Annotated in this window: 27 protein-coding genes, 1 tRNA gene, 1 other RNA gene and 1 pseudogene; 10 read left to right on the top strand and 20 right to left on the bottom strand. The window is 71.2% G+C overall.

Annotated features, from left to right (window positions below; translation table 11 throughout):
• Positions 1–154: 154 nt before the first annotated feature.
• A pseudogene (locus tag KBX63_RS13925) lies at positions 155–376 on the top strand (helix-turn-helix domain-containing protein); the annotation flags it as partial.
• 137 nt (positions 377–513) lie between these two features.
• Here KBX63_RS13925 and KBX63_RS13920 read toward each other — a convergent pair.
• From KBX63_RS13920 to KBX63_RS13895, 6 genes are all read right to left on the bottom strand, one after another.
• Positions 514–1,626, bottom strand: coding sequence for an RNA-guided endonuclease TnpB family protein (locus KBX63_RS13920; protein WP_210911425.1), 1,113 nt, complete (start codon positions 1,624–1,626; stop codon positions 514–516).
• A 253-nt stretch (positions 1,627–1,879) separates the two neighbouring features.
• Entirely contained in the window at positions 1,880–2,281 is a 402-nt protein-coding gene (locus KBX63_RS13915; protein WP_210911424.1) for a type II toxin-antitoxin system VapC family toxin, read from the bottom strand.
• The gene (locus KBX63_RS13910; RefSeq protein ID WP_210911423.1) at positions 2,278–2,532 is read right to left on the bottom strand and encodes a hypothetical protein; all 255 of its coding nucleotides are present in this window, start codon (positions 2,530–2,532) and stop codon (positions 2,278–2,280) included. Before KBX63_RS13910 ends, KBX63_RS13915 begins: the two co-directional genes overlap by 4 nt.
• 247 nt (positions 2,533–2,779) lie before the next feature.
• Positions 2,780–3,361: a TetR/AcrR family transcriptional regulator gene (locus KBX63_RS13905; RefSeq protein WP_210911422.1), complete on the bottom strand. Its 582-nt coding sequence runs from the start codon at positions 3,359–3,361 to the stop codon at positions 2,780–2,782.
• A 40-nt stretch (positions 3,362–3,401) separates the two neighbouring features.
• The gene (locus KBX63_RS13900) at positions 3,402–3,578 is read right to left on the bottom strand and encodes a hypothetical protein (RefSeq protein WP_210911421.1); all 177 of its coding nucleotides are present in this window, start codon (positions 3,576–3,578) and stop codon (positions 3,402–3,404) included.
• Between the two features lie 31 nt (positions 3,579–3,609).
• Entirely contained in the window at positions 3,610–3,753 is a 144-nt protein-coding gene (locus KBX63_RS13895) for a hypothetical protein (RefSeq protein WP_210911420.1), read from the bottom strand.
• A gap of 209 nt (positions 3,754–3,962) precedes the next feature.
• Here KBX63_RS13895 and KBX63_RS13890 point away from each other — a divergent pair, with 209 nt between their 5' ends.
• The 4 genes from KBX63_RS13890 to KBX63_RS13875 all read left to right on the top strand — a co-directional run bounded on the left by KBX63_RS13890 (position 3,963) and on the right by KBX63_RS13875 (position 5,863).
• Positions 3,963–4,502 carry a hypothetical protein gene (locus KBX63_RS13890; protein WP_210911419.1) on the top strand — a complete coding sequence of 180 codons (540 nt, stop codon included), beginning with the start codon at positions 3,963–3,965 and terminating at the stop codon, positions 4,500–4,502.
• 159 nt (positions 4,503–4,661) lie between these two features.
• Positions 4,662–5,306 carry an NAD(P)H-binding protein gene (locus KBX63_RS13885; RefSeq protein ID WP_210911418.1) on the top strand — a complete coding sequence of 215 codons (645 nt, stop codon included), beginning with the start codon at positions 4,662–4,664 and terminating at the stop codon, positions 5,304–5,306.
• Complete coding sequence (locus KBX63_RS13880; RefSeq protein WP_210911417.1) at positions 5,303–5,563, top strand: hypothetical protein; 261 nt, start codon at positions 5,303–5,305, stop codon at positions 5,561–5,563. The genes KBX63_RS13885 and KBX63_RS13880 overlap by 4 nt, the downstream gene beginning before the upstream one ends.
• Positions 5,564–5,689: 126 nt before the next feature.
• A complete protein-coding gene (locus tag KBX63_RS13875) occupies positions 5,690–5,863 on the top strand; it encodes a hypothetical protein (RefSeq protein ID WP_210911416.1) in 174 nt (57 codons plus the stop codon).
• Positions 5,864–5,885: 22 nt separating this feature from the next.
• Here KBX63_RS13875 and KBX63_RS13870 read toward each other — a convergent pair.
• Positions 5,886–5,958: transfer RNA gene (locus KBX63_RS13870), tRNA-Ala, on the bottom strand.
• 109 nt (positions 5,959–6,067) lie between these two features.
• Positions 6,068–6,658 carry a YqgE/AlgH family protein gene (locus KBX63_RS13865; RefSeq protein ID WP_210911415.1) on the bottom strand — a complete coding sequence of 197 codons (591 nt, stop codon included), beginning with the start codon at positions 6,656–6,658 and terminating at the stop codon, positions 6,068–6,070.
• Between the two features lie 173 nt (positions 6,659–6,831).
• Here KBX63_RS13865 and KBX63_RS13860 point away from each other — a divergent pair, with 173 nt between their 5' ends.
• Both KBX63_RS13860 and mdlC read left to right on the top strand, forming a co-directional pair.
• Complete coding sequence (locus tag KBX63_RS13860; protein ID WP_210911414.1) at positions 6,832–7,632, top strand: S-methyl-5'-thioadenosine phosphorylase; 801 nt, start codon at positions 6,832–6,834, stop codon at positions 7,630–7,632.
• A gap of 141 nt (positions 7,633–7,773) precedes the next feature.
• Positions 7,774–9,369, top strand: a complete 1,596-nt coding sequence (gene mdlC, locus KBX63_RS13855) for a benzoylformate decarboxylase (protein WP_210911413.1) — start codon at positions 7,774–7,776, stop codon at positions 9,367–9,369.
• A gap of 25 nt (positions 9,370–9,394) precedes the next feature.
• Here mdlC and KBX63_RS13850 read toward each other — a convergent pair whose 3' ends face one another.
• The 11 genes from KBX63_RS13850 to pruA form a co-directional block, all read right to left on the bottom strand.
• Positions 9,395–10,348, bottom strand: coding sequence for a hypothetical protein (locus KBX63_RS13850; protein ID WP_210911412.1), 954 nt, complete (start codon positions 10,346–10,348; stop codon positions 9,395–9,397).
• Positions 10,349–10,403: 55 nt separating this feature from the next.
• A complete protein-coding gene (locus KBX63_RS13845) occupies positions 10,404–10,919 on the bottom strand; it encodes a hypothetical protein (RefSeq protein ID WP_247662272.1) in 516 nt (171 codons plus the stop codon).
• Between the two features lie 134 nt (positions 10,920–11,053).
• Positions 11,054–11,743, bottom strand: a complete 690-nt coding sequence (locus KBX63_RS13840) for a hypothetical protein (protein WP_210911411.1) — start codon at positions 11,741–11,743, stop codon at positions 11,054–11,056.
• A gap of 124 nt (positions 11,744–11,867) precedes the next feature.
• Positions 11,868–12,243, bottom strand: a transfer-messenger RNA (tmRNA) gene (gene ssrA / locus KBX63_RS13835).
• A gap of 105 nt (positions 12,244–12,348) precedes the next feature.
• The gene (smpB, locus tag KBX63_RS13830; protein ID WP_074319182.1) at positions 12,349–12,828 is read right to left on the bottom strand and encodes an SsrA-binding protein SmpB; all 480 of its coding nucleotides are present in this window, start codon (positions 12,826–12,828) and stop codon (positions 12,349–12,351) included.
• Positions 12,829–12,977: 149 nt separating this feature from the next.
• Positions 12,978–13,853 carry a permease-like cell division protein FtsX gene (gene ftsX, locus KBX63_RS13825; protein ID WP_210911410.1) on the bottom strand — a complete coding sequence of 292 codons (876 nt, stop codon included), beginning with the start codon at positions 13,851–13,853 and terminating at the stop codon, positions 12,978–12,980.
• Positions 13,854–13,920: 67 nt separating this feature from the next.
• The gene (ftsE, locus tag KBX63_RS13820; RefSeq protein WP_030331491.1) at positions 13,921–14,601 is read right to left on the bottom strand and encodes a cell division ATP-binding protein FtsE; all 681 of its coding nucleotides are present in this window, start codon (positions 14,599–14,601) and stop codon (positions 13,921–13,923) included.
• 118 nt (positions 14,602–14,719) lie between these two features.
• A complete protein-coding gene (prfB, locus tag KBX63_RS13815) occupies positions 14,720–15,841 on the bottom strand; it encodes a peptide chain release factor 2 (RefSeq protein WP_210911409.1) in 1,122 nt (373 codons plus the stop codon).
• A gap of 121 nt (positions 15,842–15,962) precedes the next feature.
• Positions 15,963–16,478, bottom strand: coding sequence for a PadR family transcriptional regulator (locus KBX63_RS13810; RefSeq protein ID WP_210911408.1), 516 nt, complete (start codon positions 16,476–16,478; stop codon positions 15,963–15,965).
• 143 nt (positions 16,479–16,621) lie between these two features.
• Positions 16,622–17,425, bottom strand: a complete 804-nt coding sequence (locus KBX63_RS13805) for a tryptophan 2,3-dioxygenase (RefSeq protein WP_210911407.1) — start codon at positions 17,423–17,425, stop codon at positions 16,622–16,624.
• Between the two features lie 58 nt (positions 17,426–17,483).
• The gene (gene pruA, locus KBX63_RS13800) at positions 17,484–19,112 is read right to left on the bottom strand and encodes an L-glutamate gamma-semialdehyde dehydrogenase (protein WP_210911406.1); all 1,629 of its coding nucleotides are present in this window, start codon (positions 19,110–19,112) and stop codon (positions 17,484–17,486) included.
• Positions 19,113–19,462: 350 nt separating this feature from the next.
• Here pruA and KBX63_RS13795 point away from each other — a divergent pair, with 350 nt between their 5' ends.
• Positions 19,463–20,533 carry a hypothetical protein gene (locus tag KBX63_RS13795; protein WP_247662271.1) on the top strand — a complete coding sequence of 357 codons (1,071 nt, stop codon included), beginning with the start codon at positions 19,463–19,465 and terminating at the stop codon, positions 20,531–20,533.
• An 18-nt stretch (positions 20,534–20,551) separates the two neighbouring features.
• Here the strand turns inward: KBX63_RS13795 and KBX63_RS13790 are convergent, their stop codons facing one another.
• Positions 20,552–21,061: a hypothetical protein gene (locus tag KBX63_RS13790; RefSeq protein WP_210911405.1), complete on the bottom strand. Its 510-nt coding sequence runs from the start codon at positions 21,059–21,061 to the stop codon at positions 20,552–20,554.
• A 216-nt stretch (positions 21,062–21,277) separates the two neighbouring features.
• Between KBX63_RS13790 and KBX63_RS13785 the strand changes: the two genes are divergently transcribed.
• Together KBX63_RS13785 and KBX63_RS13780 are read left to right on the top strand one after the other, a co-directional pair.
• Positions 21,278–21,505 (top strand): AlpA family transcriptional regulator, encoded by a 228-nt coding sequence (locus KBX63_RS13785; protein WP_210911404.1) that lies wholly within the window; start codon positions 21,278–21,280, stop codon positions 21,503–21,505.
• 100 nt (positions 21,506–21,605) lie between these two features.
• On the top strand, positions 21,606–22,196 hold the full coding sequence (locus tag KBX63_RS13780; protein WP_210911403.1) for an Rv3235 family protein: 591 nt from the start codon (positions 21,606–21,608) through the stop codon (positions 22,194–22,196).
• Positions 22,197–22,358 lie beyond the last annotated feature (162 nt).

Raw genomic sequence — 22,358 nt, 5'->3', positions numbered from 1 at the left:
ACGGCTCCGTACCTACCAGGGCAGCGGTCCCTCGCGGTCGGAGAAGGTGCCGTTGGGGGCCGTCCGGGCCGGGCCGCAGCCAGCGGCGGCCACCTCGGTGGCAGGTAGTGGGAGGGCCAGCCACCGCCGGGGCAACCGACCTACCGTGGGTGACATGGATGGCGACAACCCGCTCGGCGAGTTCCTCCGGGCCCGGCGGGAACTGGTCCGACCCGAGGACGTCGGCATCGGCGCCGGTGCGGGCCTGCGCCGGGTCCCCGGCCTGCGCCGCCAAGAGGTCGCCCAGCTCGCCGGCATCAGCTCGGACTACTACCTCCGCCTGGAGCAGGGCCGGGACCGCAACCCCTCCCTGCAGGGGCTGGAGGCGCTCGCCCGAACAGATCTACGGTCTTGACATCCTCCACTGCCCTGAAGGGCGGGGATTCCCTCGGTCACCCGAGGGGGTTCCTGTTTCACCGGGCCGTGCCTTCACCGCTTGCGCGGGTCGGGTCTTATCGTCCCTTCACAGGCGTTTTACCTCTCCGCCAGCCCGGCGGCGAGGATGTTGCGGGCGGCGTTGGCGTCCCGGTCGTGCACGGCATCGCAGCCCGGACACGTCCAGGCGCGAACGCCGAGGGTCATGGCGGTGTTGATCCGCCCGCACGCCGAGCAGGTCTTCGTGCTCGGATGCCAGCGGTCGATGGCAATCACGGTCCGCCCGTACCAGGCGGCCTTGTACTCGATCATGCTGCGCAGGTGTGTCCACGCCGCGTCGGAGATGGCGCGGGCCAGACTGTGGTTGCGCAGCATGTTGCGCACGCTGAGGTCTTCGATCACGACCGTTTGGTTCTCACGGACGAGTCGAGTCGACAGCTTGTGCAGGTGATCCCGCCGCCGGTCGGCGATGCGGGCATGGATCCGGGCCACCGCGAGGCGGGCCTTGGCCCGGTTGGCGGAGTCCTTGGCCTTACGCGACAGGTTCCGCTGCGCCTTGGCCAGTTTGCGCCGGTCAGCGCGCTCGTGGCGCGGGTTGGTGATCTTCTCCCCGGTGGACAGGGTGAGCAGACTGGTGATGCCCGCGTCTATCCCCACCGCGGCGCCCACCGGCGGCACGGCTGCGATGGAGGGGTCTTCCACCAGCATGGACACGAACCACCGACCGGCCGGGTCGCGGGACACCGTGACCGTGGACGGCTCGACGCCGTCGGGCAGGGGCCGGGACCACACGATGTCCAGTGGGGTCTCCATCTTGGCCAGGGTGAGCTGCCCGTCGCGCCAGCGAAACGCCGAGCGGGTGTACTCCGCCGACGCCCGAGACTTGCGCTTGGACTTAAACCGCGGGTAGCGCGACCGCTTGCCCCAGAACGCCGCGAACCCGGCTTGCAGGTGCCGCAGCGCCTGCTGCAACGGCACGGAACTGACCTCATTGAGGAACACAAGCTCCTCGGTGCGCTTCCACTCGGTCAGCCACGCCGAGGACTGCACGTAGGTGCTGCGCTGCCGGTCGACCGCCCACGCACGGGTGCGCGCCTCCAACGCGAGGTTGTAGACCTTGCGCACGCACCCGAAGGTGCGGTTGAGCTGGTCGGCCTGCTCGGGGGTCGGATAGAAGCGGTACTTGTACGCCCGCTTCACCGCCTCACCCATGCCTCCCATTCTGCCAGTAGTTCATGTAAGCCCATCTCTGGAGGGAGCGGCGTTTCGCCTGAAGGCAGGGGTATCCACGCCGCGACACCGATGACAACGCCCTGGTGCGGGATCGGTCCCGTGCCAGGGCATTTCGTAAGGTGGGCCGGAGGTACCACCGTGCGAACCAGCCTGCGACTATCGCCGGTGAGCCGCTGTCACTTGGATTGACCAACTCAAAGGCCCGAGGGCGACGATCATTGGACAGCCGTCGTCAGGGAGCAGCGAGCAGTCGGATCTCGCAGCGGACGCCGCTGGCCTTGGCGAGCCGACCATCACCGGTCACGAGCGGACAGGCCATCAACTCCGCCGCCGCGACATACGCCGCGTCGTAGGCCGTGACATTGCCGCGCAACTGCCACATCCGGTCGAGCAGCATCGCGACGCCAACCTCGTCGATGACCAACGAAGGCAAAGTATTGATCGCCTCCTGAGCCCGGGCAAAACCGAGCTTCCCACCGAGGACCTTGCCCCTGATCACCGACATGACCTCGACCAGAAGATGGCCGGGCGCGACCCAGTGCGGATCTCCGGTCAGTTCCCGCCGCGCCGCGTCGCCTACCGGCCCGTCGTCGACCAGGGCATCGGCCAGGACCGACGCATCCACGACTATCACGCGGCACTTCCCCGTGGTCCGTGCTGCTCCCGTTGGTCGGTCAACTCGGTGGCACTCTCCCCCGGCAGGGAGCGAGCACCGTCCGATCGACCGGCGAAGCGATCAAGGGCCGCCGAGTTGCGCAGACGTCGAGCCTGCGTCTCGACCAACTCCAGCAGGTACGCCTGGAGTGACTGCCCGCGCGCCTTGGCCTGGGCCGCAAGGGCGTCTCGTACTTCTTCCGGCACGTCCCGAATCTGGAGAGCAACCATGCATTCATTATGCATGCATCTCTCGCCCGCTGCCCAGGAACGCTCTGTCCCTCGATCAGCGGGTTCGCATGGCGATTGCAGCACAGCGAAAAACCGCAGATCAAAGAGTTGTGGAGCCGAGGGGACTCGAACCCTGACCCCCACACTGCCAGCAGCGGGCGGGGCTTGGTCAACCTCGCCCGGCGCTGCCCAACCAGTCCGCCGAGGTACGGACACCGCCTTGGCTACTCGTTCACGAGCGGCAGCGTTACTCGGCGGACTGCCCGGTTCCGCTCTCGGTGAGAGACGTGCGCGCGGCCTGCAGCAGTTCTTCGGAGATCGGGTTGCCGCGGGTGGCGCGGGCGAGGGCGAGGGCACCGACCATGGTGCAGAGCTGGGCCATGCCGTCGTCGTCGCCGGTGTCCAGCCGGGCGGCGAGGTTCCGTACCCCGTTGATGTAGACGTGGTGGGCGCGGGCGGCCTGGTCGGTCTCGCGTCCCATGTCAGCGGCGAATCCGGAGACCGGGCAGCCGTCCCCGGCGTGATCGCGGTGCCAGAGCGAGAGGTACTGCTCGATCAGTGTCCGGCGGGCGGCCTCGTGCTCCCCGGCGTGCTCCTCGAGCGCCTCCGCCGAGTATGCCGCCGGCTTGTCGAAGGCGTGGGCGGTGGCCTCGTCGATCAGGTTCTCCTTCGAGGCGAACTGCTTGTAGAACCCGCCATGGGTGAGCGCGGCGGCTTTCATCACATCGGCGACGCTGACCGCGGTGCCCTTCTCGCGGAACATCCGGGAAGCGATGGCTACGACGCGCCGCCGGTTCTCCTGTGCTTGCGCCTGTGACACGCGGCTCACGGGATCACTCTCCTCAAATGGATGTCATTTGCAATCTATCCTAGCCTTCGTTTAGATTGTTGACGACATCTAACACCGACAGCAGTGGAGCCCCTATGACATCGCCGACCGCGCCCACCGGGTCCTCGACGCCCGCGGCGTCCACGCCACCTGTGTCGCCCGGACCGTCCGCCCGCCGGAAGGTGCCGGTGCGGGCCTGGCTGCAACCAGCGATCATCGGACTGATCGTGGTATCGGCCTTCGTCGGCCTATATGTGGGCCTCCAGCGCGACCCCGAGCCGCACGGCGTGCCGCTGGCCGTCACCGGGCAGCAGCTCGCCACCGAGGTCCAGCAGACGCTCGGCGACCGAGTCGACGTGCACCAGGCAGCCGACGCCGACACGGCGCGCCACGCGGTCCTCCACCGTGACGCCGTCGCAGCCCTCGGCCCCGACGGTGACGGCGGACTGCGGCTGGACGTGGCCGCAGCCAACGGCCTGTCCACCACCAACGCCGTCAGCGGCCTCGCCGCCACCTATGCGAACCACGCGGGGCAGCACCTGCAGACCCGGACATCGTCCCGCTGGACAAGTTCGACAGTCGTGGACTGTGCGGTTTCTATGTGGCGTTCGGTGTCACCCTCGCCGGGTTCGTCCTCGGCCAGACCACCCTGGGCCTCGGCCACGTGCTGGCCCTGCGCCACCGGTTCCGGCTGATCTGGGGCTTCGCGGCAGCCTGCGGCACCGTCGCGGCCGCCATCGCCGGACCGATCCTGGGAGCCCTACCGGCACCGTTCCTGCCCCTGGCGGGCACGCTCGCGCTGCTGGCAGCCGCGACGGCGTTCACCACCAAGTTGCTCGGCACCTGGCTCGGCCCGATCGGCGTCCCGGTGGCCACGCTGCTGCTACTCACCGTCGGCAACTCGACCAGCGGCGCCGCCATCGGCGCCGACCTGCTGCCCGCTCCGGCCCGCATCGTCTCGGGGCTGCTCCCGCCCGGCGCCGCCATACGGGCCGTCACCGACCTCAACTACTTCGACGGTGCTCACGTCGCCGGCCCGCTGATCACCCTCGCGCTGTGGGCCGTGCTCGGGGCGCTGCTGGTGGGCCTGCTGGCCCGACACGCGGCCAACCGGGCCCGACAGGTCGCCACCGGACGCTGAGGGCCCGCTGCCAGGAACACTCAGGTCAGGCCCCGTGTGACTCCTATGCTCGGGTGCGTGCGTGCCCATTCGGGCAATTCGCCGCGGCCAACGCCTTGCTGACAGCTCCGCTGACGCTCTGCTCACACCTCAACTCAGGTTTCTGAAGGAGATCGACTGATGGTTGCCAGCAACCTTGTTCTCATCCCCGGTGCCGGCGGCGTGGGCCGTACGGTCTTCGAGCAGTTGCGGGCGCAGGATGTGCCGGTGCGTTTCATGGTCCGTCGCGAGGACGAGCGTTCCGCCGAGGTGCGGGCGCCCGGCGCGGACGTCGTCATCGGGGACCTGACCCGGCCCGAGACGGTAGCGGCCGCACTGCAGGGCGTGGCACGGATGCTCTTCGCGATGACCGTGTCGCCGGACCACCTGTTGGCGGCGACCGTGGTGGCCTCCGTTGCCAAGGAGTACGGGAAGCTGGAGGCCCTGGTCGACCTGTCGCAGATGACGGTGTCGCAGATGACCGCTACCAGCAGCGGGGAGTCGCACCAGCAGCGGCTGCACTGGCTGGCGGAGCAGGTACTGAACTGGTCCGGCCTGCCCGTGGTGCACATCCGGCCGACGGCGTTCCTGGACACTCCGCTGTTCACCACGATGGCGGCGCGGTCGATCAAGGAGAACGGCACGATCGCGCTGCCGTTCGGCACCGGACGCACCTCGCCGGTCGCCGTGGACGACGTCGCCCGGGTCGTCGCCACCGTGCTCTGCGACCCGGCTCCGCACATCGGTCAGGTCTACGAGTTGACCGGCCACGCTCGGTCGACATGACGGAGCTGGCCGCGGCCTTCTCTCGGGCCCTGGATCGTCCGGTGTCCTATGTTGACCTACCGCTCGACCGGTGGCAGGCCCAGCTCCCGAAGCTGGGGATGCCGCCGCACATTGCACAGCACGTCGCCACCATGGCCCAGCTCCACCGGGACAACCGTTACGACCGCACGGCCGACGGCGTCGAGCGCGTGACGGGCGTCCACGCCCAGTCGATCGAGGCGTTCGTGGCCGCCCGCAGGGACTTCTACCTGGGCTGAGCTGGCCCCGGCCAAGGCCCCCGGGGCGACTGCTGTCGCGGGGCCGGGCTGGGCCCCTCTTGGCCGTACTGGAGGGGTATGGCGGCGGTGACATGCCAGCCCAGGGCGTGGCCGGCCCGAGTGCTCATGCGACTCCTGGGCCACTCGGAGACCGGCGTCACCATGAACATCTGCGGTCACGTCCTGCCCACGGAGCTCGTCCACCCCGTCGACGCCATGAAGAACGTGTTGTGGGACGACGGGCAACAGCTGTGGCTACTTCTGATGTCCGAAACGACGAAGGGCGTCCGTCATGTCTGACGAACGCCCTTGTCGCGAAGGGTGGAGCCGAGGGGACTCGAACCCCTGACCCCCACACTGCCAGTGTGGTGCGCTACCAGCTGCGCCACGGCCCCTTGCTGTGTCCCGGTCGCCCGGGCACTGGGAAACTATACACATCCCGGCCGGCATGGTCATCTCGCGGGGTCCCCGCCGAGCCACCCCCGGGGCTCCCACCGGACCGGGTCAGTTCAGCGCCACGTCCGGCGGGAAATGGGCGACGGCGGCCATCATCCCGCCCTGCCGGCGCAGCACCATCGGCCACAGGTCGTCCGGCCGGTCGACGAAGGCGTCACCGGGCAGCGCGTCCAGCAGGAACCAGGAACCGTCGGCGATCTCCTGCTCCAGCTGGCCGCTCCCCCAGCCGGAGTAGCCGGCGAAGACCCGGATGCCGCCGATGCTCTCCCGCAGCCGCTCCGGGTCGACCGAGAGGTCGATCGTGCCGACCGCCCCGGAGACCTGATGGAAGCCCTTGACCCGGCGCAGCGGCTGGCGCATCCGCGCCAGGCAGATGGCCGAGTCGGGCTGCACCGGGCCGCCCTCGAAGAGCACCGCCGGGTGGCGGGCCAGGTCGTTCCAGTCGCCGAGCACCTCGGCGACCGGCACCTCGGTGGCCCGGTTCAGCACCACACCGAGCGCGCCGCCCGGCTCGTGGGCGACCAGCAGCACCACCGTACGGTCGAAGTTCGGGTCCTTGAGGGCCGGAGTCGCGACCAGCAGCCGCCCGGTCATCGACTCCATCGCCCGTCCGCCGATCGCCTGGCCCTCTCCCTGCATCCCACACACCCGTCAACCGTGAACCCGCGCCGGGGATCCGTCACCCACCGGATCCGCACGGTGCACCGGGGTCATCCGTGCTGTCAACGCCATGCCTGGCACCATAGCCTGCGGCCCGGGTGCTGGCTAAGGTCTGACCGGCGGGTGATCGGACAGTTGAGACGGAGGGTCGATTGGCACCGACAGCGGACCTCGCGGTGATCGGCGGATCGGGCCTGTACGCCCTTCTCGACGGCACCGCCCACGAGTTGGACACCCCGTACGGCCCACCGTCGGACGCGGTGACCATCGCCGAGGTCGCCGGGCGGCGGGTCGCATTCCTGCCCCGGCACGGCCGGGACCACCGGTACCCGCCGCACCTGATCCCCTACCGGGCCAACCTCTGGGCGCTGCGCTCCCTCGGCGTACGCCAAGTGCTCGCCCCGTGCGCGGTCGGTGGGCTCCGCCCGGAGTTGGGCCCGGGCACGTTCGTGGTGCCGGACCAGCTGATCGACCGGACCAGCGGCCGGGCGCAGACCTACTACGACCGGGGCGCGGTGCACGTGCCGTTCGCCGATCCGTACTGCCCGCGTGGCCGGCGGGCGCTGCTCACCGCGGCCGCCGCCCGGGACGTCACCGCCGTGGACGGCGGGACGGTGGTGGTGGTCGAGGGCCCCCGGTTCTCCACCCGGGCCGAGTCGCACTGGTTCGCCTCGATCGGCGGCACGGTGGTCAACATGACCGGCCACCCGGAGGCGGTGCTCGCCCGGGAGCTCGCCCTCTGCTACTCGTCGATCGCGTTGATCACCGACCTGGACGCCGGGGTGCGGGCCGGCGAGTCGGTGACCCAGGACGAGGTGTTCCGGGTCTTCGCGGCGAACACCGATCGGCTGCGGGACGTGCTGCTGGACGCGCTGGCCGGGCTGCCCGCCACGCAGGACTGCGCGTGCGGCCGCGCGCTGGACGGCATCTCTCTGCCCTTCGCGTTGCCCTGAGCCGGCACGGGCGTGGCCCGCCATGGTGCGCCCGGTCACGACGCCCGGGAAACGCCCGAAAGGTCCGTCACATCCCGATAGATTCGGTTGATCGGGAGGGCGGCGCGGTCGTCCCTGCGCGCGAGACGGAGGCAGGTGGCGATGGCAACGGTCCGGGACGCGACGTACGACGTGCTCCGTGCCCTCGGCATGACCACCATCTTCGGCAACCCCGGCTCCACCGAGGAGCCGTTCCTGGGGGACTTCCCGGCCGACTTCCACTACGTCCACGCGCTGCACGAGGCGACGGCGGTCGCGATGGCCGACGGCTACGCCCAGGCCACCGGCGCACCCGCCCACGTCAACCTGCACACCGCCCCGGGCACCGGCAACGGCATGGGCAACATGGTCACCGCCTGGCACAACAAGACCCCGCTGATCGTCACCGCCGGCCAGCAGACCCGCGAGATGCTGCTGCTCGAACCCAGGCTGACCAGCCGCCGGGCCGCCGAACTGCCGCAGCCGTACGTGAAGTGGGGCTACGAGCCGGTCCGGGCGCAGGACATCCCGGCGGCGCTGCTGCGCGCGTACGCGACCGCGGTGCAACCTCCGGCCGGGCCGGTGTTCCTCTCCCTGCCGATGGACGACTGGGACCAGCCGGCTGACTCCCCGCCCGCGCCGCGCACGGTGGCCACCCGGTTCGCGCCGGACCCGGAGCGGCTGGGCGAGTTCGCCCGAGTCCTGGCCGGCAGCCGCGACCCCGTCCTGGTGTTCGGGCCCGGGGTGGACCGGTCCGGGAGTTGGTCGACCGCGGTCGCGCTGGCCGAGCGGCTGGCCGCGCCGGTCTGGTCGGCCCCCGCGCCGGAGCGGGCCGTGTTCCCGGAGAACCACACGCAGTTTCGCGGGGTGCTGCCGTTCGCCATCGGGCCGCTGGCCGAGGCGCTGCGTGGACACGACACCGTGCTGGTGGTCGGCGCTCCGGTGTTCCGCTACTACCCGTACGTGCCGGGCGCTCATCTGCCCGACGGCACCCGGCTGCTGCACGTCACGGACGACCCGGACGAGGCCGCCCGGGCCCCCGTCGGGGACAGCCTGCTCGGCGATCCCGGGCTGACCCTGGCCGCGCTGCTCGACCTGGTGCCGCCGGCCGACCGGCCGCCACCCGGGCCCCGGACCGCCCTGGCCCCGCCGGAGGTCACCGCGCCGCTGAGCGCCGACGCCCTGTTCGCCGCGTTGGCCGCACACTGGCCGGCGGACGGGGTGCTGGTCCAGGAGTCACCGTCCAACCTGTCCGCACTGCGCCGCCGGCTGCGGATCACCCGCCCGGCGTCGTACTTCACGATGGCCAGCGGCGGTCTCGGCTACGGCCTGCCGGCCGCGGTCGGGGTGGCGCTCGCCGAGCGGGACACCGGGCGTGGCCGGCCGGTGGTGGCGGTGGTCGGCGACGGCTCGTTCCACTACTCGGTGCAGGCGCTGTGGACCGCCGCGCGGCTGTCCCTGCCGGTGGTGGTGGTCGTTCCGGTCAACCAGCAGTACGCGATCCTCAAGGCGTTCGCCGAGCTGAAGAAGACGCCCGGGGTGCCCGGACTGGACCTGCCGGGTCTGGACATCACCGCGATCGCGGCCGGCTACGGCTGCGCCACCGAGGTGGTCGAGACACCCGACCAGCTCGGCTCGGCGCTCGCCGCGGGACTGCGCGCGGACCGTCCCACCGTGCTGCCGGTGCCGATCAGCACCGACGTGCCCAGCATCCTCTGACCGCCACTCCTTACGCCTCACCCGGTCAGCGCGGGGCGATCGACAGCGGGGCGCCGGTGGAGACGTCCAGCACCGGCCGGGCGCCCAGCGGCGCGGCCAGGGTGACGGTGACCGGCTCCAGCTTGAGCAGATCGGGGCAGACGCCGGTGGACCGGGTGACGCCGCCGCCGACCACCACCACGTCCGGCCGTTCCTGCACGAGCGGAGTGATCCCGGTGTCGCAGGCGCCGACACCGAGCCGGACGGTCAGCCGCGTGCCGTCGACGGCCGTCAGGTCCTGAGCGGACACGAGTCCGTCCGGCAGTGGCCGCGCGGGCGTGGTGGGCTCGGAAACCGGGGTGACCACCGTGGGCGCGACGGCGAGCCGCGCCACCGGAGTGGCCAGTTCCTCGATGGTGAACAGCCAGGCCGGGACCTGGGCCTCGCCTCGGCTGGTGCGGACCGGCACGGTGCCGAGCGTGACGCCGGTGACGGTCAGCGGAAGGCAGGCGGTCTCCGGGGCGCTGCTGACCCAGCCGTCCGGTCCGGGTTCGACGCTGGGGCCGGGGGTCGGCAGCCCGGGCCGCTTCGGCCGTCCGGGGCAGGGCAGCGGGTCACCCTGGTCGAGCTGCCGGTACGCCTCCGCCGCGCTGACCAACGGCACGGTCAGCGTGCCGTCCGGAAACCGGATCTCCCCGCCGACCCGGGTGGGCGGGATGGGCACCTGCTCCCGGTACCAGCCGGCCCGGAAGGCCGCCTCGGTGTCGGGGGTGAAGCGCGGGTCGCCGGTCAGCACGGTCGGCCCCTGCAACGGGACGTACCCGGTGCGCCACTCGGGGCCGGGACGCCACGCCTCGGCGACCTCGGTGGCCCGCTGGTCGAACGCCTCCCACCGGTGCGCAGGGGCGGTGGGTCCATCGGCCGGGCCGCCGCCCGCCGGGGCGCAGCCGGCCGCGAGCACCACCAGGGGCAGGCCGAGGAGCAGAAGCGATCGACGCATACGGGTTCGACGTGTCCGCCGACGCCCCGGTTCCCGCTCGCCGGCGGGCCCGCGCTCAGGTCTCTCCACCCAGATCCGTCTGGTACGCCTGCCAGAGCAGGTCCGCGCCGCGCCGCCGATGCCGTGCCAGCGTCCGCAGCAGGTACGCGGCCCGGTGGCGCAGCTCGTCGGGGCTGGCGTCGGACTGCTCGGCGACCCGCTGCACGGCCAGGAGCGCGGCGCCGATCGCGGCGTGCTCGCGGGTCAGCAGCCGGACCCCGTGGTGGAGCCGGGGCGCATGGGTGAGCAGTTCCCGGTAGAGCCCGGCGGGACCCTCGGTGACCTGGACGTGCTCGCTGAAGCCCTGCCCGACCGGGCGCAGCCGCAGCAGCACGCGTTCGCGCCAGCGCGGCTCGGTCGGCGCCGCGGCGATGGCCCGGGCGAGCGCGTGCAGGTCACCCGCGAGCCCAGCCGGGCGCGGGTCACCGGGCAGCCCGGTGCGTTGCCGCTCGATGGGGAGGCTGGCCGGATGCGGTGGCCCGGCGGACGGCCGGGCGACGACTGACGGCTGCTGAACCGGACCGGTGACCATGGGCACCTCCCGCGCTTGCGCTGCTACCGCATACCGCGATGGTGAACCCGCCCGTCCGCCCCTGTCCAGGGGCCCTGGCAGCCTCTTCTGCCCCACCTGTCGCACAGGTCCCGCCGGCCCCACCCGTACGCGGCTCAGCCGTCCAGCGGGTGCTCCGCGAGGCGACGCAGCGCGCCCGCGACGGCATGCGCGTCGCCGTCACGGCCGCCGCCGGTGGGACGCCCGGTGGTGATCGCGTCGGCCAACGCCCGCAGCTCGGACGGGGGCAGGGTGGGCAGCCCCATGCCGCGCAGCGGGATGGTGACCCGCCGCCCGCTGTCGTGGTCGGTGGCGACGATCGCCGGCGCCCGATGCCCCCGCGCCCGTGGGTCGTCGTCCCCCGCCTCGCGATACGGCACGACGGCGTCGATCCGGGCGGTGGCGAGGTCGACGGTCCGGCTGCCGAACGCACCGCGCACCCGCGCCCGACTGCCGTGCAGCCAGGCGGCCGTCCGCAGCACCCGCAGCACCAGATAGACGCCGAGCAGGGCGAACGGCAGCCCGCACAGCCCGACGAGCCGGCCGGACCCGGACTGGTCCCAGCCGCCACCGCCGCCGGAGTCCCGCAGGGCGGGTGGCAGCATCCCGGGCGGCAGGTCGCGAGCCTCCTCGTAGGAGGCGAACCCGTCGCCCGGGCCGGTCAGCTGGCGCAGCAGCCCGTCGGCGATCAGGGGCAGCACCACGAACGCGGCACCGACGGCCGCGACGAACACGCCGGCCAGCACCGAGACGGTGCGCTCGCCGGGTGACGCGCCGACCGACAGCCGTAGTTCCTCGATCCGCACAGTCGGCAGCGTAGGCGAGCCGGGCTGTCGGCAGCGTCCTGGCACCTGCCGGGGTGCGCACACCGGAGCCGTGGGACCCCGGATACGACGATGCGCCCCGGCCGGTGGGCCGGGGCGCATCGTTTGGTGGAGGTGCCGGGAATCGAACCCGGGTCCTTCGCCGGTTTGTCAGGGCTTCTCCGAGCGCAGCTCGCTGTGCCTCTACTCGGCCCCACCGCTCACGCGAGCAAGTTGGTGTGACGGGCCCAGTCGCTGATTGATCTCGCCGCACGGACCCCGCGACCGGGTCCGATTGGCCAGCCTCCTAGCTGATGCCGGCTACTGGGACGAAGGCGTTCCCAGGCCGACAGACTTAGCTACTCGCCTCAGGCGGCGAGAGCGAAGTCAGCGCGATTGTTCTTGGCGCTTATAAGTTTCCGACGACCGATTCTCGAGACGACGTCGGCTTCCTCGGCTCGCTTCCCCTGTCGCTGCGTACGAAGTCGAAACCAGTCACCCCCTCGACGGGCCGCCGATGTTGGCGACACTGACAAGACTAACGCCTGCCGCAACGGGTTTCATCCCGAGCCCCGGGCCGGCGTGCCGACCCGGACAAACGGGACGAACTAGTCGTCCATTCCCTTGCCGCGCCGGCCGCTGACCCGGGCGATCTCCCGGTCCGCGTCCCGCTTGGCGAGGTCCTGGCGCTTGTCGTACGACTTCTTGCCCTTGGCCAGGGCGATCTCCACCTTGGCCCAGCCGTCGGAGAAGTAGACCTGCAGCGGGACCATGGTCAGGCCCCCCTCGCGGGTCTTGCCGATCAGCCGGTCGATCTCCCCACGGTTGAGCAACAGCTTGCGGGTACGCCGGGGCTCGTGGTTGGTCCAGGTGCCCTGGGTGTACTCCGGGATGTGCATCGCGTGCAGGTACAACTCGCCGTTGCGCTCCTGGGCGAACGCGTCCACCAGCGACGCCCGCCCGGCCCGCAGCGACTTGACCTCGGTGCCGGTCAGCGCCATGCCCGCCTCGTACGTGTCGAGGATCGAGTAGTCGTGGCGCGCCTTCTTGTTGGAGGCGACCACCTTGCGCCCCTTTTCCCGTGGCATCGGCGCCACCCCCTCTCCTGATCATCCGCTGCCGGGGTCACCCCGGCCGGACAACCGATCATGCTACCTGAATGACAAGGACCCTCCCGCGCCGTTTATTTCCGGCGCGGGAGGGTCCCCGGGAGACGACGGGACGACCCGTACGGTCGCTACACCCGCAGGTAGAAGCGGAGGGTGGTCCAGGCGGTGGCGGCGCTGATCAGGCCACCGACGCCGGCCATCAGCGGGAAGACGAACAGGAGGTCGCCCCAACTGACCGGCGACAGCAGGCCCTCCAACGCCTTGAGCGACCCGTCGAAGAGCAGATACTTCGCCGCTATCAGGGCGACCAGTGCGAGCAACGAGCCGATCAGGCCGGCCACCACGGCCTCCAGCACGAACGGCGCCTGGATGAACCAGTTGGATGCGCCGACGAGCTTCATGACCGCCACCTCACGCCGCTTGCTGTACGCGGCCACCTGAATGGTGTTGGCGACCAGGAGCAGAGCGGCGACCGCCATCACGATGGCGGCGGCCAGCGCGATGTTCTGGATCGCGGTGAGGATGTTGAAGACCTTGTCCAGTAGTCGACTCTGGTCGATGATCTCGTCGACGCCTTCGGTGTCCTTGTACTGGTCGTAGATGATCTTGTACTGCTCCGGGTTGTTCAGCTTGATCCGGAACGACGGCGGAAGGCTGTCCTCCTTGACGGCGCTGATCAGGTCAGGCGCGTCCTGGAACATCTCCTGGAACCGCTTGTACGCCTCGGCCTTGTCGACGTAGATGACCTCGCTGACCAGCGGGTCGGCATTGAGCTTCGCGTTCATCTGCTCGCGCTGCTCTTCGGTCACGTCGGTCTTGAGGAAGATCGAGACTTGGATGTTCTTGTAGTAGAGGTCCTTCATGTCGTCGACCTGGCGGTACATGAGACCGCTGGCGCCGAGCATGGTCAGCGAGACCGCCATCGTGATGATCATCGCGATGGTCATGGTCACGTTGCGCCACAGTCCGACCAGTACCTCGGACAGGACGTATTTCACGCGCATCGGGGGTTCCTCCGGGTCTCCGGCATGAGGTGTTCGTCGTCAGGCTGCGCAGGGGTGGAGCGCCGGCTCACCCGTAAACGCCGCGGGCCTGGTCACGGACGATGCGACCGCTCTCAATCTCTACGACGCGGCGGCGCATCTGGTTCACGATGTTGGAGTCGTGGGTGACCATCACGACGGTCGTGCCGGTGCGGTTGATCCGGTCCAGCAGACGCATGATCTCGATCGAGGTGTCCGGGTCCAGGTTTCCCGTGGGCTCGTCCGCCAGGAGGATCAGCGGACGGTTCACGAACGCCCGGGCGACGGCGACCCGCTGCTGCTCACCACCGGAGAGCTCGTGCGGGTAGCGGTGCTCCTTGCCGCCGAGCCCGACCAGCTCCAGCACCTCCGGCACGACCCGACGGGCAACCGCCTTGGTCTTGCCGATCACCTCGAGGGCGAACGCCACGTTCTCGTACGCGGTGCGGTTCGGCAGCAGCCGGAAGTCCTGGAAGACGCAGCCGATCGAGCGCCGGAAGTGGGGTCGCTTCCAGGAGCGCATCGAGGTGACGTCCTTGCCGTTGACGACGACGCGCCCCTTGTTGGGGGCGACCTCGTGCAGCAGCATTTTGATGATCGTGGACTTGCCGGAGCCGGATGGACCGATGAAGAAGACGAACTCGCCCTTCTCGATCGAGACGGACACGTTGTCGAGCGAAGGCCGGGACGCCTTCGGGTACGTCTTCGTCACTTGCTCAAGCTGAATCACGGGTGGTGAGTCTACGCGGTGTGACGACAGAGCCAAGCCCCACGCCCCGCACAGGGGGTGCGCGTCCTGGAATTAGGGCTCTACCAGGAGATCGACGACGCGCTCCGCCTGCGTGTGATCACGCACCGTCGCCGGCGAGCTGACGCTGCTTGCGCCAGCGGATACCCGCTTCGATGAAGCCGTCCAACTCGCCGTCGAAGACCGCGCTCGGATTGCCGGTCTCCTGCTCGGTTCGGAGATCCTTCACCATCTGATACGGGTGCAGGACGTAGGAGCGCATCTGGTCGCCCCACGAGCCGGCGGCGTTCTCCTTGAGCCCCTCCAGCTTGGCCTGCTCCTCCTGGCGCTTGCGCTCCAGCAGCCGAGCCTGGAGCACCCGCAGCGCGGAGGCCTTGTTCTGGAGCTGGGACTTCTCGTTCTGGCAGGTCACCACGATGCCGGTCGGAATGTGGGTGAGCCGGACCGCCGAGTCGGTGGTGTTGACGCTCTGCCCGCCCGGGCCGGAGGAGCGGTAGACGTCGACCCGCACCTCGTTCTCCGGGATGTCGATGTGGTCGGTCTGCTCGGTGACCGGCAGGACCTCCACGCCCGCGAAGCTGGTCTGCCGGCGGCCCTGGTTGTCGAACGGGCTGATCCGCACCAGCCGGTGGGTCCCCGACTCGACGCTCAGCGTGCCGTACGCGTAGGGCACCTTGACCGCGAAGGTGGCCGACTTCAGGCCCGCCTCCTCGGCGTACGAGGTCTCGTAGACCTCGGTCGGGTAGCCGTGCCGCTCCGCCCAGCGCAGGTACATCCGCAGCAGCATCTCGGCGAAGTCCGCCGCGTCCACGCCGCCCGCGCCGGCCCGGATGGCGATCAGCGCCTCCCGGGAGTCGTACTCGCCGGAGAGCAGGGTGCGGACCTCCATCTCCTGGATGGCCTTGGTCAGCCCGGTGATCTCCGATTCGACCTCGATCAGCACGCCCGGGTCGGACTCGGCCTCGGCCAGCTCCAGCAGCACCTTGGCGTCGTCGAGCTGCGACCGCAGGCTGCCCAGCTTGCTGATCTCGCCGTTGACGTACGACAGCTGCGAGGTCACCTGCTGAGCCTTGGCCTGGTCGTCCCAGAGGTCGGGGGCGGAAGCCTCCTCCTCCAGCCGGGCCTTGTCCTCGTGCAGACGGTCAAGGTTGAGGACGGCCTCGATGTTTCGCAGGGTGGCGTCGAGTTCCTTGAGCTGTTCGGCGTAATCGGCAGCGGTCACGACAGATAAGCGTACTGCGCGGGCGAGGAGTGAGCTTGCGAGCCCCGCAGTCCCGCGCGAAAGTGACACTGCGCCTCGGCGGGTCGGGCAGCTCGTTCCCTATGCGCGAACCTGCCGACGATCACCCGACGGGGGCGGATTTCAGCCACGACAGGGCCGCGCGGTGGTAGGCGACGGCGAACTCCAGCGCGCTGGCGTCGTACGTCTCCCCGTCCCGTTTGGCGTTCTTGACCTGCTCCCGCACCTGGGCCAGGGCCTCGGTGTGGTATTCGTTGGCTGAGGCGTACAGGCCCTTGAGCTGGCTGGCGGAGTGCAACTCGCCAAAGGCCATCCGGAGCGCTATCGGGTTGCGGATGGTGTCCCGCCCCGGGTTCTCCGTCAGCCAACGGGAAAATGTCCGTTTTCCACTTGCGGTGAGCGAGTACGGCTGGCTCATCCGCGGCCCCGGCTTGCCGAGCCGCACCAAACCCCGCTCGGCCAGCACCGGCAACTCGCGGTAGACCTGGCTGCGGGTCATCGACCAGTACGGCGCCAGCCGGCGCTCAGCGGCGGCCATCAACTGACCGCCTGTCATGGGACCCTCATGGAGCAGCCCGAGCAGGGCCGCCGCCGTGGGGTTGACTCCGGAATCCGCCATGCCCACTACGCTGCCACTTTGCGCTCGCGGCGTCCAGGATTTGACGGTTTGCCACCCGACAGGACTTCCTATGTGCACTGTCGGCGACAGACTGTCCGTTGAGGACTATCGATGGGTTGGGCGGACCGGTCGCGGCGACCCGGTCAGAGCCGGCTGCGCAGCTCCCACAATTCCGGATAGAAGCGCGTCTCCACCCGGGACCGCAGGTAGGCCCCGCCGGCCGACCCGCCGGTGCCCGGTTTGGTGCCGATCTGCCGCTCGGCCATCAGCACGTGCCGAGCCCGCCACAGGGAAAAAGCCTGATCGTGGGCGACCAGGGCCTCCGCGAGGTCCCAGAGCGGCCCGAACCGCTCCCGGTCCGCGGCGATCCCGGCGTACGCCGCGAAGCGCGCCTCGGCGTCGCCGACCGGGAACCCGGCCCGGGCGAGCACGGCCAGGAAACCGTCCCAGAGGCTCGGCTCGGCCAGTCGCCCTTCCAGCCGGTCCCGTTCGGCCGGCGGCAACCGGCGGAACCGGTGCAGGAAGTCCGGGTCCTTGAGCCCGGAGAGGAACTCGATCTCGCGGAACTGCACCGACTGGAACCCGCTGGCCGGGGCGAGCTTGGTACGGAAGGCCAGGAAGTCCTGCGGCGTCATCGTGTCGATCACGTCGACCTGGCCGACCAGCACCCGCTCCACCACGTGGCAGCGTTCCAGCCGCACCCGAGGGAGGTAGGTCTCGCCGGCCAGCATCCGGTCCCGGGCGTCGGACAGCTCGGTGAGCAGCAGCTTGAACCACAGCTCGTACACCTGGTGGATGGTGATGAGGAGCAGTTCGTCGTGGGAGGCCGGGTCGGACTCCGGCACCTGCGCGGCGAGCAGGTCGGCCAACCGCAGGTAGTCGCTGTAGGTGAGCAGGCCGCCCTGTTCCCCGAAGCGGGGGTCGGGCGCGGGGGTGGGGTGCGTCACCCCGGCCAGGCTACCGCCGGCGGCTGCGCCTCGCGCGCCGCCGGCGGTCGTCGCCTTCCTAGCCCATGTGGGGGTACGTGTGGTCGGTCGGCGGCACGAAGGTCTCCTTGATCGTCCGCGGCGACACCCAGCGGACCAGGTTGAGCCAGGAACCCGCCTTGTCGTTGGTGCCGCTGGCCCGGGCGCCACCGAAGGGCTGCTGCCCGACCACCGCGCCGGTGGGCTTGTCGTTGATGTAGAAGTTGCCGGCCGCGTACCGCATCCGCTCACCGACCGCGTCGATCACCCGACGGTCGGTGGCGAACACCGACCCGGTCAGCGCGTACGGGGCGATCGACTCGGCCTGCGCGACCACCTCGTCGAAGCGTGCGTCGTCGAAGACGTGCACGCCCAGGATCGGCCCGAAGTACTCGGTGGTGAACGTCTCGTGGGCGGCGTCGCTGCACTCGAAGAGCGTCGGCCGGACGAAGTACCCGACCGAGTCGTCGGCGGTGCCGCCGGCCAGCACCCGGCAGGTGTCGTCGCCGGCGATCAGCTCCAGCGCGGCGGTGTGCCGGGAGAACGCCTTGTCGTCGATCACCGCGCCGCCGAAGTTGCTGAAGTCGGCCACGTCGCCGTACGTGAGCGAGTCGGTGGTGGCGGCCAGCCGGTCCCGCAGGCCGCCCTCCCAGAGCGAGCGCGGCACGTACGCCCGAGACGCCGCCGAGCACTTCTGGCCCTGGTACTCGTAGGCGCCGCGGATCAGCGCGGTGTGCAGGGCGTCCACGTCGGCGCTGGTGTGCGCAACCACGAAGTCCTTGCCGCCGGTCTCGCCGACCAGCCGGGGGTAGCCCCGGTAGCGGGCGATGTTGTCGCCGACGGTCCGCCACAGCTGCTGGAAGACCTTCGTCGAACCGGTGAAGTGGATGCCGGCCAGGTCCGGGTCGGCGAGCACGACGTCGGAGACCTCCTCGCCCCGGCCGGTGACCATGTTGATCACGCCGGGCGGCAGGCCGGCGGCCTCGAACAGCCGCATGGTGAAGTGCGCGGCGAACTGCTGGGTCGGGCCCGGCTTCCAGATCACCGTGTTGCCGAGCAGCGCCGGCGCCGAGGGCAGGTTGCCGGCGATGGCGGTGAAGTTGAACGGGGTGACCGCGTAGACGAAGCCCTCCAGCGGGCGGTGGTCGAAGCGGTTCCAGACCCCGGCCGAGGAACTGGGCTGCTCCTCGAGCAGGCGCCGGGCGAAGTGCACGTTGAACCGGAGGAAGTCGATGAACTCGCAGGCCGCGTCGATCTCCGCCTGGATCGCGGTCTTCGACTGACCGAGCATGGTCGCGGCGTTGAGCGTGTCCCGCCAGGGGCCGGCGAGCAGCTCGGCGGCGCGCAGGAAGATCGCGGCGCGCTCCTCGAACGGCAGCGCCCGCCACATCGGGGCGGCGTCCTTGGCGGCCTTGATCGCGGCGCGGGCGTCGTCGTGGGTGGCGTGCGCGGTCACACCGAGCACGTGCGCGTGCTTGTGCGGCTGCACCACGTTGATCGGGTCACCGGCGGCCATCCGCTGCTCGCCGCCGATGGTCATCGGCAGGTCGATGCGCTCGGCGGTGAGCTCGGTCAGCCGCCGCTGGAGCCGGTCCCGGTCCGGGCTGCCCGGCTCGTAGTTGCGAACCGGCTCGTTGCGCGGCTCGGGTACGGAGAACACGGCATCCATCAACGCTCCTGGCGATCTCGACTGCGGTGGCGAAACCGGACCCGCGGGCACCGACCGGACGGCCGGTCACCGGACGCGGCGCGGGATTGCCGAGCAGCGGCGGGACCTCCCGCGATTCTTCCATGCGGGGGTGCTCGCCTCACCTCCACCACCGCCTCCCGCCAAGGACCGCCCCACTCATCCTCTCCTTACCGGCGGGGCGCGGGCGGGCGACCCGGGCCGGACGGCGGGACCCGTCCGGCGTGAGCTGCTCCTGGCGGTACCGGTCACGGCCGTCCCGTGACGGCGGAAGGTCCACCGGACCCGCGTACCCTGAATGGTCGGTGACCTGCCGCCTCGAAGGGGAGACGATGACCAAGCAGCCCGGCCGCGTCCCAGCCGCGGAGTCGGACGAGCCGGCGGTCGACCCGGCCAGCCCCAGCGGCCGGCCCGTGCCGGCGCCCGCACCCGGCGCGGGCGTGCTCGCGCTGCTGGCGCTCGGTTGGCTGGCCGCCATGCTCTGGTCGACCCGGGAGGCGATCGCCTCGTCGGCGGCCGGGGTCACCGCCATCAGCCTCTCCGCGTTCGCCCTGCCCGGCGTGATCTCAGCCGCGCTGGTGGCCGGGGCCGCCGTGGCCCTGGCCTGCGGCAACCTGTTGTCCCGCCGGTACGGCGACTGGTCCACCCTGCGCTTCTTCGGGGCGATCGGGGCGGGGATGCTGGTCGGCCTGGCGGCCGCGCTCGCAATCAACCTCACCTACTTCGACACCTCGACCACCAACGTGATCGCCGGCACCACCGCCGCTGCGGCGATCATCGGTGGCGCGGTCGCCGGGGCGCGGACGGCACCGGCGGTCGGCGCGGTGACGGCCGCCGCGCTGGGCACGCTGGTCTTCGTGGTCGCGTTCAGCCGCGCCCGGGACCCGCTCTTCGACCTCTTCGGCGCGGGCGACAGCCAGGAGTCGCTGGTCAACGCGGCGAAGTGGGTGTCGCGCACCGAGTCGCTCGTCGCCGGCCTGCTGGCCGGGCTGCTCGCTTTCGGCTACCTGAGCTGGGCACGGCGGCGGGCCGTCCGGCGGGATCCCGACACCCCGGCGCTGCGCTGGCCGGCGTACCTGCTCGCCGGGGCCGGGCCGGGGCTGCTCCTGCTGCTCGCCGAGGTGATCATCCGAATCGGTGGCCGGTCGCTGCTGGACCTGGCCGGCGCGCTGAGCGAGGCGGACGCGGTGGCGCAGACCTCGCTGGGCACCTCGCGGGTGGACAACGGCATCTGGTTGCTCTTCGTGGGGGCGCTGACCGCGCTCATCGCGTTCGGCCGCACGCTCGGCCCGGCCCGTTCCGACGACGACGAACCCGTCGCGGCCGACGACTCCCCCGCCCTGGACGCGGACCAACCGGACCCGGCCGACGCGGATCCGGCCGAGGCGGACCGGGCCCGCTGACACCGCCCGGCGTCCCGTTCAGCCGGTGGCGCGCAGCAGCAGGTCCAGCTCGCTCACGTCGTACCACTCCAACTCGTGGTCCTCGGCGCCGTCGACGGTGAACTGGGCGTCCGGGTCACCGGCGGCGGCCTCGGCCACCACGTCGGCCGCCGCGGCGACCTCCTCGACCGCGTCCGTGCCGTCCACGTGGATCGCCGCGACGGCACCCACCGGCACCGCCTCGGCCAACGTCACCGTGCTGGAACCCAGCTCACCGTCGCCCCGGCCGAGCGCGGCGCGCGGCAGGTCGGCCGAGACGACGACCCGGCGGCGGGGCGCGGCCGGGTCGGCCCGGAGCAGGAGCAGCGCGTCCTGGGCGGCCCGGGTGAACGCGACGTACTCCAACTCCTCCTCATCGCCCTCGGCGTACCACTCGCGCAGCGCCGGGGTCACCGCGTGCGCCTGGTCGGCGGTCAGCCCCTGCTCACGCAGGCGGGCCAGCATGGGTACGGTCGCCGGCACGTACACCCGGACAAGCTCGTCGGTCACCGGTCGTCTCCCCGCTCAGTTCACCACCGGCGGCCGCCGGCACGGGCGCAGATCATGCCGCACGCCGTGACCGTCATACACCTCGCCTCCGGCCGGTGGAAGTTCCCCGCCGGTGTGTCCCGCCGCACCTGGTTCGCGGCCGGGCAGTGGAGTTGCTGGGCCATTCGAGCTGTCGATGGCAAACTGAGGCAAACGTCATCAACCCCGGGAGTTTCTGTGGAGCCGAGGTTCCTGCTGCTCTCCGACGTCGCCGCCGAGCTGAACGTGTCGGACTCGCAGGTCTACCACATGGTGCGCAGCGGGGAGTTGCCGGCGATCAAGATCGGTGGCCGCGGCCAGTGGCGGGTCGAGCGCGCCCGGCTGGAGGAGTACATCGCGCACAAGTACGCCGAAACCGCCGACTGGGTCCGTGGCAACCCACTCGTCGACCGCGACGCCGAGTAGCGTCCGCCAGCCCTGCGCCATTGACCGTGGCCGTTCCATCACTCAGAATTGAGCGTGTCGAAGGCAAACGTAAGCAAACGCAAGATCAAAGGGGGTAGCGATGAGTGAGTCGCGATCCGGTCCGTCCCGGCCACCCGTGCGGCTGCGCCCCGTCCCGCCGATCGACCCGCCGTACGTCGACGAGGCCGACGGGGCGTACTGGCCGGCGCCGACCCACGGCCAGCTCGCCCTCGACCTGTTCGCCTCGACGCGGCCGGATCCGGTCCGGCCGCCGGACCGCCGCGCCGCCCTCCGCCGGGTGCCCACCCGGCCGGCCACCCACCCGGGCGCGCCGCTACCGCCGTCGACCGCCCCGGAGGCGACCCGGGCCGCGCACCGCTTCGTGGGCACCTGCCTGGAGGTGGTCAACGGCTACCGGTCGCCAGCGCAGGTGCGGCCACTGCTCGACCCGGCCCGGGCCACCGAGCTGCTGACCGAGCTGGCCCGCGCGTCCGGCCGGGCCGGGTCGCCCCGCCGCCGCGCCGCACGGCCGGTGGTCCGGCTGCTCCGGCTGCGGGTCTGCGAGCCCCGCGAGGCCGCGGTGGAGGCGGCCGCAGTGGTCACCGGCGCGGGCGGCCGGAGCTGGGCGATGGCGGTCCGCCTGGAGCACCGACGAGGCCGCTGGCTCTGCGCCGCGCTGCACATCCTCTGAGCGGGGCCACGTCCACCCGAGACTCCCCCGCCGCCGGTCGGGGGTTGATCGACTCCACATCGCCGCCCACCTGCCCTGCCGGTCTTCGCCGGCGCTTCCGGCGACGGGCTGGAGACGCCGACAGGCCCCGGCCAGATCGGCCGGGGCCTGTCGCGCACTGCT

Origin of the sequence: Micromonospora sp. U21, from assembly GCF_018070045.1 — a bacterium.
Classification (GTDB): Bacteria; Actinomycetota; Actinomycetes; order Mycobacteriales; family Micromonosporaceae; genus Micromonospora.
The sequence above is the reverse complement of the archived record's forward strand: the minus strand, read 5'-3'. Positions and strand labels throughout refer to the sequence as shown.

What these genes read in the sequence shown, in the direction of transcription:
- KBX63_RS13880 (WP_210911417.1), top strand. Translation starts at nt 5,303, where the DNA reads ATGACGGAGCTGGCCGCGGCCTTCTCTCGGGCCCTGGATCGTCCGGTG.
- KBX63_RS13850 (WP_210911412.1), bottom strand. Translation starts at nt 10,348, where the DNA reads ATGCGTCGATCGCTTCTGCTCCTCGGCCTGCCCCTGGTGGTGCTCGCG.
- mdlC (WP_210911413.1), top strand. Translation starts at nt 7,774, where the DNA reads ATGGCAACGGTCCGGGACGCGACGTACGACGTGCTCCGTGCCCTCGGC.
- KBX63_RS13865 (WP_210911415.1), bottom strand. Translation starts at nt 6,658, where the DNA reads ATGCAGGGAGAGGGCCAGGCGATCGGCGGACGGGCGATGGAGTCGATG.
- KBX63_RS13875 (WP_210911416.1), top strand. Translation starts at nt 5,690, where the DNA reads ATGCGACTCCTGGGCCACTCGGAGACCGGCGTCACCATGAACATCTGC.
- smpB (WP_074319182.1), bottom strand. Translation starts at nt 12,828, where the DNA reads ATGCCACGGGAAAAGGGGCGCAAGGTGGTCGCCTCCAACAAGAAGGCG.
- KBX63_RS13780 (WP_210911403.1), top strand. Translation starts at nt 21,606, where the DNA reads ATGAGTGAGTCGCGATCCGGTCCGTCCCGGCCACCCGTGCGGCTGCGC.
- KBX63_RS13810 (WP_210911408.1), bottom strand. Translation starts at nt 16,478, where the DNA reads ATGGCGGATTCCGGAGTCAACCCCACGGCGGCGGCCCTGCTCGGGCTG.
- pruA (WP_210911406.1), bottom strand. Translation starts at nt 19,112, where the DNA reads ATGGATGCCGTGTTCTCCGTACCCGAGCCGCGCAACGAGCCGGTTCGC.
- KBX63_RS13795 (WP_247662271.1), top strand. Translation starts at nt 19,463, where the DNA reads ATGACCAAGCAGCCCGGCCGCGTCCCAGCCGCGGAGTCGGACGAGCCG.
- KBX63_RS13900 (WP_210911421.1), bottom strand. Translation starts at nt 3,578, where the DNA reads ATGATCGCTGGTTGCAGCCAGGCCCGCACCGGCACCTTCCGGCGGGCG.
- KBX63_RS13920 (WP_210911425.1), bottom strand. Translation starts at nt 1,626, where the DNA reads ATGGGTGAGGCGGTGAAGCGGGCGTACAAGTACCGCTTCTATCCGACC.
- ftsX (WP_210911410.1), bottom strand. Translation starts at nt 13,853, where the DNA reads ATGCGCGTGAAATACGTCCTGTCCGAGGTACTGGTCGGACTGTGGCGC.
- KBX63_RS13845 (WP_247662272.1), bottom strand. Translation starts at nt 10,919, where the DNA reads ATGGTCACCGGTCCGGTTCAGCAGCCGTCAGTCGTCGCCCGGCCGTCC.
- KBX63_RS13910 (WP_210911423.1), bottom strand. Translation starts at nt 2,532, where the DNA reads ATGGTTGCTCTCCAGATTCGGGACGTGCCGGAAGAAGTACGAGACGCC.
- KBX63_RS13885 (WP_210911418.1), top strand. Translation starts at nt 4,662, where the DNA reads ATGGTTGCCAGCAACCTTGTTCTCATCCCCGGTGCCGGCGGCGTGGGC.